Origin of the sequence: Microbulbifer variabilis, from assembly GCF_023716485.1 — a bacterium.
GTDB lineage: Bacteria > Pseudomonadota > Gammaproteobacteria > Pseudomonadales > Cellvibrionaceae > Microbulbifer > Microbulbifer variabilis_B.
On record NZ_CP092418.1, the window covers coordinates 2,108,333 to 2,122,812 of the forward strand.

General features: G+C 51.7%; 14 protein-coding genes. 12 read left to right on the plus strand and 2 right to left on the minus strand.

Going from position 1 to position 14,480, the window contains the following annotated elements; translation table 11 throughout:
• Window positions 1-32 precede the first annotated feature (32 nt).
• Window positions 33-2,573 carry a hypothetical protein gene (locus MJO52_RS09470; protein ID WP_252085691.1) on the plus strand — a complete coding sequence of 847 codons (2,541 nt, stop codon included), beginning with the start codon at window positions 33-35 and terminating at the stop codon, window positions 2,571-2,573.
• 34 nt (window positions 2,574-2,607) lie between these two features.
• On the opposite strand, the gene yciH is transcribed toward MJO52_RS09470, so the two are convergent.
• Window positions 2,608-2,931: a stress response translation initiation inhibitor YciH gene (yciH, locus tag MJO52_RS09475; RefSeq protein WP_252085692.1), complete on the minus strand. Its 324-nt coding sequence runs from the start codon at window positions 2,929-2,931 to the stop codon at window positions 2,608-2,610.
• Between the two features lie 186 nt (window positions 2,932-3,117).
• On the opposite strand from yciH, the gene MJO52_RS09480 reads away from it, so the two are divergent.
• Entirely contained in the window at window positions 3,118-3,951 is an 834-nt protein-coding gene (locus MJO52_RS09480; protein ID WP_252085693.1) for an ion transporter, read from the plus strand.
• A gap of 51 nt (window positions 3,952-4,002) precedes the next feature.
• Here the strand turns inward: MJO52_RS09480 and MJO52_RS09485 are convergent, their stop codons facing one another.
• A complete protein-coding gene (locus tag MJO52_RS09485) occupies window positions 4,003-4,467 on the minus strand; it encodes a PaaI family thioesterase (RefSeq protein ID WP_252085694.1) in 465 nt (154 codons plus the stop codon).
• Window positions 4,468-4,576: 109 nt separating this feature from the next.
• Between MJO52_RS09485 and MJO52_RS09490 the strand changes: the two genes are divergently transcribed.
• From MJO52_RS09490 to MJO52_RS09535, 10 genes are all read left to right on the plus strand, one after another.
• Complete coding sequence (locus MJO52_RS09490) at window positions 4,577-5,722, plus strand: serine hydrolase domain-containing protein (RefSeq protein WP_252085695.1); 1,146 nt, start codon at window positions 4,577-4,579, stop codon at window positions 5,720-5,722.
• Window positions 5,719-5,946 carry a SlyX family protein gene (locus tag MJO52_RS09495; protein WP_252085696.1) on the plus strand — a complete coding sequence of 76 codons (228 nt, stop codon included), beginning with the start codon at window positions 5,719-5,721 and terminating at the stop codon, window positions 5,944-5,946. The genes MJO52_RS09490 and MJO52_RS09495 overlap by 4 nt, the downstream gene beginning before the upstream one ends.
• A 675-nt stretch (window positions 5,947-6,621) precedes the next feature.
• The gene (locus MJO52_RS09500) at window positions 6,622-7,269 is read left to right on the plus strand and encodes an OmpA family protein (RefSeq protein WP_252085697.1); all 648 of its coding nucleotides are present in this window, start codon (window positions 6,622-6,624) and stop codon (window positions 7,267-7,269) included.
• Window positions 7,270-7,609: 340 nt separating this feature from the next.
• Window positions 7,610-8,065, plus strand: coding sequence for a hypothetical protein (locus MJO52_RS09505; protein ID WP_252085698.1), 456 nt, complete (start codon window positions 7,610-7,612; stop codon window positions 8,063-8,065).
• Between the two features lie 291 nt (window positions 8,066-8,356).
• Window positions 8,357-8,917, plus strand: a complete 561-nt coding sequence (locus MJO52_RS09510; RefSeq protein ID WP_252085699.1) for a hypothetical protein — start codon at window positions 8,357-8,359, stop codon at window positions 8,915-8,917.
• A 77-nt stretch (window positions 8,918-8,994) separates the two neighbouring features.
• Window positions 8,995-9,363, plus strand: a complete 369-nt coding sequence (locus MJO52_RS09515) for an STAS/SEC14 domain-containing protein (protein WP_252085700.1) — start codon at window positions 8,995-8,997, stop codon at window positions 9,361-9,363.
• 35 nt (window positions 9,364-9,398) lie between these two features.
• Window positions 9,399-10,202 carry a class I SAM-dependent methyltransferase gene (locus MJO52_RS09520; RefSeq protein ID WP_252085702.1) on the plus strand — a complete coding sequence of 268 codons (804 nt, stop codon included), beginning with the start codon at window positions 9,399-9,401 and terminating at the stop codon, window positions 10,200-10,202.
• A 134-nt stretch (window positions 10,203-10,336) separates the two neighbouring features.
• Window positions 10,337-11,854 (plus strand): amino acid permease, encoded by a 1,518-nt coding sequence (locus MJO52_RS09525; protein ID WP_252085703.1) that lies wholly within the window; start codon window positions 10,337-10,339, stop codon window positions 11,852-11,854.
• Between the two features lie 14 nt (window positions 11,855-11,868).
• Window positions 11,869-13,242 carry a glutamate decarboxylase gene (locus MJO52_RS09530; RefSeq protein ID WP_252085704.1) on the plus strand — a complete coding sequence of 458 codons (1,374 nt, stop codon included), beginning with the start codon at window positions 11,869-11,871 and terminating at the stop codon, window positions 13,240-13,242.
• A gap of 116 nt (window positions 13,243-13,358) precedes the next feature.
• Window positions 13,359-14,252, plus strand: coding sequence for an SMP-30/gluconolactonase/LRE family protein (locus tag MJO52_RS09535; RefSeq protein WP_252085705.1), 894 nt, complete (start codon window positions 13,359-13,361; stop codon window positions 14,250-14,252).
• The last annotated feature ends 228 nt before the right edge of the window (window positions 14,253-14,480 follow it).

A 14,480-nucleotide genomic window follows, 5' to 3' on the forward strand; every position in this document is an offset into this window, starting at 1 on the left:
CAATAAGTGTCACTTGGTGACAGGAGAAGGGAATGGCGGGCCAGGATTTATACCAGGTGGTTTCCACGGGAAGGACACTCCACGCCAAAGAAGCAGGGGCTGTGACTCGGGATATCGCCAAACTATTTTCGGTTCCTGAGGCCCAGGCTCGCAGATTACTGTTAAAAGGCTGGGTGATTAAAGACAGCCTGGCATCGTCACAGGCCCTGGAGTACAGGGCCAAGCTGCACAAGATCGGTCTTCGTGCCGAGGTTTGCCCTACGGGAAAGTTCGATAACCAACAGCTGATTGCAAAAATCAAAGTGGCCCAACGGCGCAAGGCCAATGCAGCAGAAAAGATGCCGACAAGTACGGCCTCGGCAGGTGCATCCAAGGCTGGGACTGCACGAGAGCAAGAGGTAGAGAAACCGCTTTCGGTGAGCAATGCCAAAGGAAGCGTTGCCCCCCCTCTGGATTCCGAAAAGGTCAAACCACAGGCAACAGAGCCTGAAGCCAATGAAAAGAGGGCGTTCTTCAGCAATAGAAAAACGCAGCTGGCTACAGTGGGTTGGCGAGTGCTTTTCGGATTACTCCCTGCTTTAACGGTACCTACAATTTTTATCGGCTTGGCAGCTCTGTGTCTCTATGGTGCCGGTGCACTGCTCTGGCAAACTCCCTTGGCAGTTTGGCAGGGGGAGTTAACTGGGGGCACTTTACTCATCAGTCTAGGGGGGGCGGCAGTCTTTATTTTTTTATTGTTGTTGGTCGCTTTGCCTTATTTTTGCTTCCCTCGAGAAATGCGTCCAAGGCCTGGCGAAGTCCCTCTGAAGCAAGCGGACAACAAAGATTTATTGCCCTTACTTGAGCAATTGTCTAGTGCAACAAAACTGCCCAGGGTGCAGGAGCTGATAGTCAGCCCAGACGCTCGTATTTATTGCGAGCCCAGGTTTTCTGAGGTGATGCGTCAGCAATTGCGGTTAAACCTGGGCCTGGCCAGTGTGGCTTCCCTTAGTGGCCGCGATACCTTGGCGTTAGTGGCACGCAGCCTTGGCCTTTATCAGGGAAAACTCAATGGGCTACTGGCCTGGCTGGTGTTAGATGGCGTTAGGCGCTTGGAGCTGATGCAGTGGGCACTGGAAAATGATCGAAGTGTGCTGTACCGAAGCGGGGAACCGGGTCCGCTGAAATCCTTGCATCAATTACTGGCAACTTGTGGCCACTTTCTATTGCCATTGATTGAGCGGCTAGAAAATCTGCACCGTATTGTCACTCGGGGCAGTGCACGCTATCTGGAATGCCGGGCTGATTTCTGGGCTGCTGACTTGATTGGCAGTGGGGCTTTTGCCGAATTTGCCGGGAACTGGCATCGCCTGGTGCATGCTGACCTAATGGTTGCCGAGACTGCCCGCGAGGCCTCGGCAGTGGGGCAGTGCTTTGAGAACATCCCTGCCGCTGTAGCCTGGACATTGAACAATCTGGATGAGGAAACCAGTAATACCATTGAGCTCGCGATGGCTCAGGCCAGTGATCCCTGGGATGTTTTTGAGGCGGCGGATCTACAGCGTATTGAGGTGGTTCAAAAGCGCAATATTAGTGGGCGTCTACAACGGGAGCTTGGCTGCACGGAGCTTTTTGCCGATTTTCCCAAGTTGGCCAGTGAGGTCAGCGGGGAGGCTGGCGCGTCGGACTGTCAGGTTGTGGAGAATCGCCGATTACTTTGTGCCAGTCGCGAAGCGGAGGAGGCGTTACAGATCCTGGATGTTTATTTTAACCGTCTGCCGCCGCTCAACCTGCTGCCACTACGCAGGCCTGCGACTCAGGAAATGCAGGCGATGGATTTACAGGCCAGTATCAATTGGCTAAGGAGCAAGCTCATTGAGCTGCGTGAACTCCGGGAACAGCGTGAGAACACACGTCAGCTTATGGTGTCGGTGCAACTTGGCGCGGCGCTGATTCGGGCCAAGGTGCGTATCGAGCCACAGGAATACTCTCTGAATAGCGCAAGCCTCGCAGCGGCGCAGGAAGCATCGGCGTTAAAGCGGTCTGAGTTGGAGGAAATCGAGCGTCAGCTGCAGAAGATCTACTCGGTGTTTTACCAACGGTTGTGCTTGGCTTTAGTCGCTATGCCGGCACGGGAGCGCCAGCAGGCAAGGGGAATGCTTAGCCAGTTGGCTGCCTACGACGCTCTGGCCACACACCTCGAGCGCCTTGCGGGGTACAGCACCAGTCTCTCTGTATTCTCACGCCGCTTATCCCCAGGTCTTGCCGAGCGGGAATTGGTACAGAAATACCTGGCCCTCTCTGCTCGGGAGCTGGATGCGACCTTTGCCACAGTGGAGTCTTCTGAGCTATTAAAAGCCCAGGGATTGGATAGCGCACTTTGTATCAAGGCAAAGCGCGAGCCATTGCAACAGCTACCGCAGCGCCACCAGGAGGCATTGGCCGTGGTGCGTACTATGGAGTCCCGCTGTAATTATGCAAGTACGGTAATTCTGGAGCGCTATCAAATCCAGCTGGCGGCCCTGCTGCAACGTTGTCTGCATAGAGAAGGGCAGCTGGAAGTGAATCCTTTACGTCTCCTGCAAGCGGTTTAGAGCCTGTTGGTATTCAATGAGTTGTCGCCAGGCTCTATCCGCCGGCAAGCTTCACTTTGTAGTTTTTGGATTCCAATAGCGCTTTGATTTCCGCGCGCTTGTCGCCCTGGATTTCGATCACACCGTCTTTCAGGGCACCACCGCAGCCACAGCGTTTTTTCAATTCCGCCAGTAGTAACTTCAACTCACCATCGGTGCCGTCCACGCCACGCACACAGGTAACCCCTTTGCCCTTGCGTCCTTTAGTCTCTCTTTGGATGCGCACAATCCCATCACCCTGGTGACGCTTCTCTGCTGCGGGCTCTTCTTTGATACGACCGCGGTCGGTGGAATAAACGAGACGGTTCTCCTTGGCCATGGTTGGGCGCTCTCCAAAAAATTGTTGCACAGGGTAACTGGGGCGCGATTGTGCCCGAGGCGTGGGGGAAGTCAAAGAGGTAGCGGCTGAATATCTGGATGAGAATGGAATAGGGGGCGACCCACCAGCCCCCAGCAGGTAAAATTTGAGCGCAAATCCTTGGTAGCTGGTAGAAGAGGTTGATCCATGGCGTTGACTGGACGTCGAAAACTGCTCAATGAAGTGATCTTTGGCACCGAGACGCCCGCTGGGCGCAACTTTGATGTGTTTTTGATCTGGGCAATTTTAATTAGTGTGGGACTGGTACTGCTGGCTTCAATTGGACCAATAGCTGACCGCTACGGCACGCTCCTGATCACATTGGAATGGCTTTTTACCGGGCTGTTTACCCTGGAATATGCCGCCCGTATCTATTGTTCAGTAAACAGGCGCAAGTATATTTTCAGTTTCTACGGTGTTGTTGATCTGCTGGCAATTCTGCCCAGCTATCTGGCTCTTCTGTATACCGGTGCAACCTACCTATTGGTAATCCGTTTGCTGCGGGTGTTGAGAATCTTCAGGATATTGAAGCTGGTGCGTTATTTACAGGATGCCAACCTGCTACTGCGGGCCCTGGGTTTGGCCCGGCGAAAGATCCTGGTGTTTTATTCCAGCGTACTAGTGATGTGCGTCATCTTCGGCTCATTGATGTTTGTGGTAGAGGGGCCGGAAAATGGATTTACCAGCATCCCCACCAGTGTTTACTGGGCCATTGTAACGATTACCACGGTTGGCTACGGGGATATCTCTCCGCATACGCCACTGGGTCAGGCGATAGCGGCCATGACCATGTTGATTGGTTATTCAATTATCGCTGTACCCACCGGAATTTTGACTGCAGAGCTGGCCGGTGAGATGCATCGCGAACGCAAGCATCACCGCTGCAACAACTGCGGGCGCAGTGTCCATGATCCAGATGCTGAGTTTTGCAAGTTTTGTGGTTACCGGCTCGAGCCGTCTTTACAAGTGGAAGAGGTTTGATTTGATTGCGGGTGCCTCACAGAGGCTCCCGCTAACCCTAATTTTTGCGGATTACCATTCGTCGGGTACACGTACCGCGACTACGTCGGCCTTAGCGCAGAGGCGCCCGTCACTGCTGAGTTCACAGTGCAGGATAGTTTTCTTGGGGCCGCGCTCGACAATGGTGGCTTCTAAGAGTACTGGTTGATCAATAGCGGCGGGAGCCAGGTATTTTATGTCCAGCTTGCCGGTGGCGAACCAGATCTTGTCTCCGCTACCCACCTTGCGGCCAGCCTGCAGATAGCCATCGGCGATAGCGGTACACACAGTGTGGCAATCGATGACTGTGGCGATAATGCCACCGTTCAAATATTGAGCGGGCCCTGCATTGTGGTAAGGGCTGGGAGTGAATAGACAGCGGGACTTATCCGGCTCTACCCAATAGCTTTTAATACGCAGGCCTTGGTCATTGTCCGGCCCGCAGCCAAAACAGTGGTTGCCTTGAATCTGATCCTGAATGGCGATTTGCTCAGTCATAACTATCCCTCGCTGTGGACGCGCATAGTAACGATTTGCGCCAGGGAGGGGAAGAAACTAACCTTGCGGACCTGCAATAGAGTTACCCAAATTATTTGGACCTAGATACATGGAAATATACGGCTTTTGCGCCCCCGGTTTTGAAGCCCTGTTCGAGGCTTTCGCAAAGAATTTTCGCGAGTGTGGAGATACCGGTGCCGCCTTCGCGGTGCGCCAGCATGGCGAGTTGATCTGCTCCCTGTGGGCGGGCAGCGCCGATCGGGATGGGGAGCAACCCTTTACCGAAGAGACTCTGGTCAATGTGTTTTCATCCAGCAAAGGTGTACTAGCACTGCTAGCTATGCAGCAAGTACAGGCTGGTAAGCTGGATCTGGATCGCCCGGTTGCAGACTATTGGCCGGAATTTGCACAGAACAAAGAATCTGTCACCGCGCGACAATTACTTAGCCATCGCAGTGGTTTGGTCGCTTTTCGCGAGCGGGTTAAAGACAACCTTATTTACGATTGGCAAGCGGCCTGCGATGCGGTTGCCGAAACAGCCCCCTGGTGGGAGCCGGGTAGTGAACAGGGGTATGCGCCTTTTCTCTACGGCTGGAGCCTGGGCGGCCTGATCGAACGGGTTGCTGAAAAACCTCTGTTGGAACTTTATCGGGAAATGCTAGCCAAACCCCTCAATCTCGATGGCGGCTTTGGTGCGCTGGGGCATAGTTCAAGCCGAATTGCCGATGTGAGCCCATTGAAACAGCCATTGCCGGAGTTGCGTGAGAATGCCATTGGCCGGGCAATTAAAGAGGATCGCAAAGGCCCCGTGGCCATGGCGTTTAGCAACCCCGTTAGCTTGATGATGGGCACCAATAGCCCCGAGTGGCGCGGTGCCCTGATTCCTGCAGCCAATGGCCATTTCAGTGCGCGGGATCTTGCTGCAGTTTACGGGGACCTGGCGGGGGGAAATCCAATTACCCTGGGGCAAAAATGGGTCGATGAGGCTTCCCGAGAGCAGAGCCGTGGGCGGGATAAAGTATTGCAGGCCGAGGTGAGTTTTGGCTGTGGTTTTATCCGTAGTACTCAGGCGGCCGATCTGCGTTTTGGTGGAAAGCAAGGTTTTGGTCACCCTGGTGCTGGGGGTAGCGTCGGCTTTGCCGATCCGGAGCAGGGCCTGGGGGTGGGTTATATCACTACACGACTGGGGCAGAGCCTGTTTATGGATCGGCGCGCGGTTAGTTTGGTCGAGACTCTGTACGGATTATTGAAATGACAGAAGACGTTTTAAAACTGATGGAGCGAATCGACGAGCTGGAGACTCGCTTGGCTTTTCAGGAAGATACGATTTCTCAATTGAATGATGTCATTGCGCGCCAAGATGCGGATATTCGCTCTGTAGTAGCAAGAATGCGTGAGCTTGGAGAGAAGTACAGCGCGCTAACCTTTGAAATGCAGGCTGGCGGCAAGCCAGTCGACGAAAAACCCCCTCATTACTGAGGAACATTAAAAGTAGGGCAATAAAGTAGGCGGGCACGCCACTTGGTTGCCTTAATAATATGCTGGCGCAGAAATACAAATTTGCCGGCTAAGATGAAATTTATGTCGACAGGCATCGCCAAAATTTATTGAAAATAACTCGATGTCACTTCGGCGCTGCCTTAAGTATTAAAGCGTCTAAAAAAGTTTGTATTGTATCGTCTTTGCTATTGACAAACTTTTCCACACTCAATAGTGGGCTAACTGGCGCTCTAGTATTTATCGGCCCAGCTGGTACATAATTTCTTCCGTCGCCTATAACTCGTTGTTTTTAAAGAGAAAACTAGGGAGTTTAAAAAATAAACAAATCGCTGTAAGCGAGAGTCAATGCCGCCTGGCGGGGACCTTCGTTTATTAATGCACAAAGTTATCCACAGAAGCTGTGGAAGAAGTTTGCAGCGTTTACTTTTTGTGCAGCAACTTAGTGCGAAAGTGCCGCAAGCTGGAAATTCGATGCTTGCAATGGGGACTGGTCAATAGAACTGGTAATGGCTTCGCCGTAATCTTCACATAATTTGGTTGGGTTGATTCAGCCGCCGGTCAGCTTTTAGCTGGATAATGCCGGCACTGTGATGGAGCACTGGGTTCAGTGCGTCCCGATACCCATTTATTAAAAGTGCGTTAGGAGAACCAATAATGAAACATTGGGTAGCAATTCTCGCTATGGGCTCACTGGTAGGCTGTTCCACCCTGGATCCCTACACCGGTGAAAGCAAAACCAGTAATGCCGCCAAGGGGGCCGGAATAGGCGCCGTAGCGGGTGCTATTGTCGGCGTGGCAACAGCGAGTAAGAAAGACCGCAAGAAGGGAGCTCTGACTGGTGCTCTGGGCGGTGCCGCGATTGGTGGCGGTATCGGTTACTACATGGATCGCCAGGAAATGGCTTTGCGCCAGCGTCTGGAAGGCAGTGGTGTACGAGTCCAACGTGAAGGGGACAACATTCGCCTGATCATGCCGGGCAACATCACTTTTGGTTCCAATCGCTCAGATATTCGCACGGATTTCTATGACACGCTCGAATCCGTAACGGTAGTTTTGCAAGAGTTTAATAAGACCGCCATCCGCGTGAGTGGCCATACCGACAGCACTGGTTCCGACGTGTATAACCAGTCCCTGAGTGAGCAGCGGGCTAACTCTGTGGCGAGCTTCTTCAGCCATAACGGCGTTTCTTCCGGCCGCGTACAGGCTGTTGGTTATGGTGAGCGCTACCCGCTGGCCAGCAATAGTTCTGAGTCTGGCCGTCAGGCCAACCGTCGTGTTGAGTTGGAGTTACTGCCTCTGTAAACACTTTGTGCAGCGGGTAAACGGCTGCACTGTCAATCACTGCGTCTCGATAACCCCAAGCCCAGGTGGAAGTCTTGTACGCAGTGAAGTTACTTTTCTTTTTCAACTAATAAAATTCCAGTTGAAACCCTTCCCTCTGTATAAATCTTCTCCTTTCGATTTCTATTAGGCACTGAGTTGCACAAGGTTCTAGCGGACACCCTGGACGTTTTTTGCACCCATATAAGTTTTGCTCCGACAAATGATTCCGGTGCATAGCTGAAGGCTAAAAAATCCGGCGACTGGCTGGTTGGCTGTGCTATCTCTACATCTACTAATAAGTAAATAGTGGAGCAAAGCCGTGAGTCATCGCCTGTTCAAATGGAAATCCTTATGGGTCTTTGCCTTGGTGCTAGTGGCCATCCAGGTTTTTGCCTGGCAGGAGCAAATGGCGGAATCCAGCACTAACCTGGAAGTCCGATTTGGCGCGGCTGCCGTAGTGGCACAGGTGGAGGTCATTGGTATTCACCGGGATGTAGACAGCGCGCTGTCGGAGCCGGGTGTCACGGCGATTTCAGGTTATGTCTATTCCGCGGTGCCAGGCCAGGTCTGGAAAGGTATTGTGGCGGACCAAATTACCTTTCGCCTGGGATTGGAATATTGCGACAAGAAGCTTGAAAAGGGCGAGCGCTATCTGATTTTTGCCAGGCTCGATAGCTACGGCAGGTTGCAGTTGCAGAGCTGTGATTCCGCGGTTGTTGAATCGGAGGCTGAGGCACTGTTGGCTGAGCTCAATGAATTCAGCTCCCAAGGCTGATTTCTCCAAAAGGCCACACTCATTAGAATATTCGGTTGTAAGTCGCGGGCCAGTTACAGCAATCCAGACTCTTCTGCGTAACCCCCGTGCCTTGAAGAACCCTCATGCCGGGTTATTCTTATCATTATTGGCGCCACCTTCTTTGGCCGATTGAAGTTGAACTTCCTTTGCTTCGGCGTCAAGAGGCTGCAAGGCCAGCGATTATCGCGCGGAAGTAGGTTCCCAGAACCCTGGGGGCTGGCCAAGCAAGAGCGCAATTCTTGTAACTGCCTGGGGTCGAGAGGTCGATATATGAAGAAGCTATTGATTCCACTGATCATCCTGCTGCTGATCATCGGATATTTTATGTCGCGTAGCGGCGAACATAAGGCCAAGGAAGCCTACGATTCGATGAACACTCCCAATAGTGAGCAGATGAATGACAGTTCCAAGCCACCTGGCAGCGGAAGTGATTCGACTACTCCCAATAGTACTACCACGCCACCAGACGGTATGGGTAACCCCGATGCACAGATGCCACAGGGCTCTGGGCAGACAGATCCAACACCGCCTGGGGGGAGTGGCTCCAGCAGTGGGGAAGGCCCGGATACTATGGGGGCTGGATCGACAGGGGATGCTGGGGATGTTGGCGCCGAGGGTGCTCTTCGTGGGCGTCCTGGTGAGCCTGGCGCAGAAGGGGACTCTGCAGATACTCCCAATGCAGATTCAGATACCCCAGCGGGCAGCGTAGCGGAAGATGCCGCCAATGAGGCCCAGAAAGCTGTGGAAGGTGCAGACAATATGGATAGCACTACACCGGATGGCGATAGTGAGATGGATCAGGGCGTGGACAACAACGAAGACCAGCCCTAGTAAAAGGATTATTAGATACTCGGTTAATAAGGAGATATTGCGGGCCACCTGTTGAGGCGGCCCGCAACCTGTGCAAAATGATCGAACATAAATGGCTACAGGGACATACCGTTTTACAGGTTCGGCCGCGTGGAAAATTTACCGCAGAGGATTTTCATCAGCTGGCAGAAAAAATAGATCCGATTATTCGCGAGCAGGGCAGGATAGAGGGTTTACTGATTGACGCTGAAGATTTTGCGGGCTGGGAAAATTTTGTCGCGATGGTCTCGCATTTTCGCTTTGTACATAATCACGAGAAGCATATCCAGAGGATTGCGGTGGTGTCAGACAACCCGGTTCTTAAATTTATGCCGCACCTGGTTTGCCATTTTATCAGTGCGGAGGTTCGGCCTTTCCCCCTAAATGATTATCCTGAAGCCCTGGCATGGTTAAAAAATCCGGGTTAGCATCGCGCACCGTTTAACTGTTATATGGAGTGCCGGTGAGCCCAGTCTTGGCCATTATTGCGACGACTTCCGCAGACCTGCCCAACGCCCAGGAATTATCCAGTCAACTCAACCTTCCCTGTTTGGGAGTTGCTTCCCCCAGCGAAATTAATGAGGTTCCCCAAGTATTAGCTTGTGGAGAGCAGTTGCAACTCTGTGCGACCGGGCGCAAAGCACCGGGGCCAGTTTCTGTTGATTTCGTTGGTGGGGCTTTAGCACATAGGCGCAAATATGGTGGGGGTAAAGCCCAGCCGGTTGCCAAGGCTGTGGGTTTGCGCCCTGGTTTTTACCCTCGCGTGTTGGATGCCACTGCCGGGTTGGGCCGTGATGCTTTTGTCCTGGCGACTCTGGGCTGCGAAGTGAAGATGCTTGAGCGCAATCCGGTTGTGCGCTTGCTCCTTAAGGATGGCTTGAGGCGATTGCAGGAGGCTGCCACTGCCGACCCGGAATTGGCCGCCATTGCTGGGCTTTTATCTTTGGCCGATGATATTGCACCGGCCGCAGACTGGTTGGCTCAGCAGGCTGAGGAATCTTGGCCGGTTGTTTATCTGGACCCCATGTTTCCGCCCCGGGGCAAAAGTGCCAAGGTAAAAAAAGAGATGGTGGCTTTTCATCATCTGGTTGGAGAGGACCTGGATGCGGACGATCTGCTAGAGCCAGCACTCAGGGCCTGTTATTACCGCACCGTGGTCAAACGTCCCAAGGTGGCACCATATCTTGCAGATAAAAAGCCAATGCTTTCTTTTGAAGGGAAGTCAGGGCGTTTCGATATTTACACCAAGCACGGTGTGCCGGGGTAATAGGCGGATTTTAAATAGAGTTGGCACCTACTAGTATTTTTGGATTTTCTACACCTTAAGTCATTGTCTAACTTATCTACACTGGCAGATAGTCATTCGCTAAGTGCCTAATCCGATAGAGTGGGGGGGTAGCTGTGAGGCGTAATATCGACGAATCGCAGCAGCCAGATATATCCAACCGTAAAATATTCTCTGCCAGCGCTCTAGGCTTTCTCACCGCGGCAACGATCGTAACCAGCCTTCGCAATTTGCCCATGATGGCGCAGGAGGAGATGACGATGTTTTTCTACATCGGCATTTCCGCCCTTTTATTTTTGATTCCGGCAGGACTGGTGGCAGCCGAACTGGGCAGTGCTTTCTCCGACCGCACCGGCGGTGTTTATACCTGGGTGGGAGAGGCTTTTACGCCCAAAATGGGTTTTGTCGCTATTTGGCTGCAATGGGTGGAGTGTGTGGTCTGGTATCCCACCGAGTTGGGGTTTGCCGCAGCCGCTATTGCTTATGCGCTCGGAGAGCAGAATCTCGCCAGTAATACCTACTATATCGGCGGCTTCTGTATCGTTGCCTACCTTATTGCCACTGCTGTCGCCCTTTCGGGAACCAGGTTTCTGGTGGTAGTCACCAAGTATGGATTCCTGGTGGGCACACTAATGCCTTGTTTGATTCTTATTGCCCTGGCAGTGGGTTGGGTGGTGATGGGAAACCCCTTGGGCTGGGAAACCGCTACCGACCCGGCTGTAGCTGTAAGGGAAGATGGGCAAGTACACCCACGCTGGTTTCCCCACATTACTGGTCTCGGTGCAGTAGCCTTTCTTGGAGGGATACTGCTCTCTTTCGCAGGAATTGAGGCCCAGGCCAGCCATGTCTCAGAAATGCCCAACGCCCGCCGTGGTTATCCGGTTGTTATTGGCATTGCCGCTGCCGTTTCTTTTCTGATCTTTACGCTTGGGGCGCTCGCCATTTCTGCCATCCTTCCCTATCAACAGATATCTATAGAGACGGGGTTATTCACCGCGTTTGGTCAGGGGTTTTCCCAGTTGCTGGGTATTGGTTGGCCGGTTCAGATTCTGGCGGGATTGATTGCTTACGGTGCCCTCGGGGGAGCCCTGGCTTGGTTGGCCGGTCCCAGCAGAGGGCTATTGGCCACCGCCCAGGATGGCATGCTGCCCCCCTGGTTTCAGCGGGAAAATGCTCGCGGCGTACAGAAAAATATCCTTTACGCCCAATGCCTGATTGTCTTGCTCATCTCATCGATTTATATCCTGGTGGATAATGTGTCGACCGCCTTTGTTTTGATCCCGGTTATGGCGATAAGCCTGTATATCATTATGTACTTAATGATGTTTGCTGCGGTTATCCGTTTGCGCTACACACAGCCAGACCTTCCCAGGGGTTTTAAAATTCCCGGTGGAATCACCGGCGTTTGGATTACTGCAGGCACTGGCGTTGTCGCAGTTTCTTTTGCGCTGTTGGTGTCCTTTTTTCCTCCTCAGCAGCTTTCAGTGAGTGACCCAAGGCTGTATGTAGCTTTGGTCTTTTCCGGGATTGTTATTACGGTGACTATTCCGCTATTTATTTTCTACTGGCGTAAGCCCTCCTGGCGTAATGAGGGTGGGCATAAGCAGCAATCTTTTTCAGATATTAACGAGTGACAAGGAGGTCGGTCGTGAAGCAAAAGTCGCCATTCGATATGTTTTTCGATGAATACAATGAGGATATCCCCGAGGATCATTTCCCCAGGGGGAGTATCTCTGCGCATGCGGCGGAAGCGATTGTTACCAGTGAGACCTGGTCTGATGCCAAGCCGGCCATGAATCTTTCTTCTTTTGTCACTACATTTACCGAGCCAGAAGCTTTCGATGTCGCTAAAAAACATTACCTGAAAAATTATATCGACCACGATATGTATCCGCAGTTATTTGCTATGGAAGCGCGTATGGTGCGCTGGCTGCATCAACTGTGGAATGGCCCTAAAGGAGTGGAGCCCTATGGTGCTGCAACTATAGGATCCTCTGAGGCTTGTATGTTGGCGGGATTGGCCCATAAATGGAACTGGCGCAAAAAGAGAGAGAAGGCCGGCAGGGATGCTTCCAAGCCAAACCTGGTTACCGGGGCCAATGTTCAAATTGTCTGGGAAAAATTTATGCGCTATTTCGATGTGGAGCCGCGCATAGCAGCCCTAAAGCCTGGGCATTACCGCTTTAATAGCGAACATCTGGATGAGCTGGTAGATGAAAATACCATCGCGGTAGTGGCGATTGCCGGGCAGACTTTCACAGGAGAAGACGACGCCTTTCGCGCTATCCATAATTGGTTAGACCGCTACCAGCAGAAAACAGGTCATGATATCCCAATGCATATTGATGGTGCCTCTGGGGGATTTGTGAACCCGTTCTTATACCCCAACTACCACTGGGATTTTCGCCTGCCGCGAGTGAAATCTATTAATGCGTCGGGGCATAAGTTTGGCTTGGTGCCACCGGGGCTGGGTTGGGTGATTTTTCGCGAGCGTTCCGTTTTTGATGAAGATCTGATGTTTTATGTCAATTACCTGGGGGGAGAGATGCCCACGGCAACTTTGAACTTCAGCCGGAATGCATCACCGGTTGCCTATCAATACTACAACTTTATTCGTCTCGGTTTCGAAGGTTATAGAGATATTATGCAGCACACTTTGGCGAATGCGCAGCTATTACGCCATCGTCTGGTAAAAAGCGGCTACTTCGAAATTATGAATAAAACCCAGCGTATTCCTGTAGTGTCGATGACCCTGAATTCTAAATATACCAATTTCAATGAATACGATATATCTGACAAGGTACGTGAACGCGGCTGGGTGTTATCCGCTTATTCCATGCCGCCTAATGCTCAATCGGTAAATTGCTTGCGTATTGTAGTGCGCCCACACCTTAATCTGAATGCGATTGAAGGCCTTGCTGACGACATTATCCATGCGTGTGAGTGGCTAGAGCAGCATGGGGGTAATGCCACCCCGCCGAAATTGCATGATCCTCATAAGGTAGCGGCGAGTAAATGTTAAGAATTTGAGATATCTCTGTAATGACTGTTTAAATAATCGATGAGTAAAAAAGTAGAGCGGCTTAAATTGTTCTGCAGAGAAGATTGAATCCAACGGTAAATCCTATGGAAAGGTGTGTGCTGAACAGCGACTTGCAGGAACCGGAAGGCCCGGTTTGTTTACCTGACGGCCAGATATTCGTTGCTGAAATGTCGAGCGCGCGGAATTGTGTTAGTCGCATTGATATACGAGGAGGATATCATCAGGTCGGCCATCCCGGCTGGCGGCCCAATGGAATGGCGATCGATGGCGATGGCAATTTTTGGATAGCGGGAGGCGGGGGGAAAAGGCTGGTACGCATGAGGCCCGATGGGACAGTCCTCAATACTTATGAGGGGCCTGCAGATCGCCCCTATCTTTGGCCCAATGACCTGGTATTTAGCCAAAATGGTTTGCTGTATATGACGGACTCCGGCATTGATCCGGATAGCTTTGTTGAGGGGCAGGCAATCCGCCCTGACTTCCGAAAGTGTGATTATGATGGGAGGGTATTTGAAATTGACCCTCGTAATGGCTACGTATTGCGCTTAGTAGATACGGGTTTGTTTTTCCCAAATGGCATTGCATTTGATGCTGATGATTTACTTTATGTGGCAGAAACCCTAACAGGAAATATCTACCGTTACGATCTCAGCTCCTCAGCCCCCTGTGAACCTGAGCTATTTGGCAATGTTAACCTGGGATCACCAGAAGAATTCATTGGGCCTGATGGAATGGCTTTTGGTGATGATGGCCGGCTTTACTGTGCCGTATTTGGTCAGGGTGATGTGAGTGTTTTAGATCACGATGGCAGGGTGGCTGAGCGCATTCCGACTTGCGGGAAGCGCCCCACCAATATCGCTTTTTGTGAAGACCAAAAGGATGGGGCGGTGGTGACAGTTTTAGATGCCGGTTGCCTGGAGTGGTTTGGCCTGTCCTGCCGAGGTAGAGACCTCTATCGCCCTAAGATACAAGATTTATCTAGGGAATAATAAATTTTAATAATGAAACAGTGGGGTTGATTGGTCTTAGCTGCTAAATTTCCTTGGTCAATGTGACTGCCTTTCGCGTTTAAGTCTTGCTCAGGGTCAATAGCCTGTGATTCTCTAATTTCTTCTCGAAGGTTATCGAATTATCTGAGTGGGCTTTATATAACCATTTAAAAAATTTTAATTTCTTATTTTAAATTGGTGTGCTGTTTTCTGTTGTTTCCGTTATTT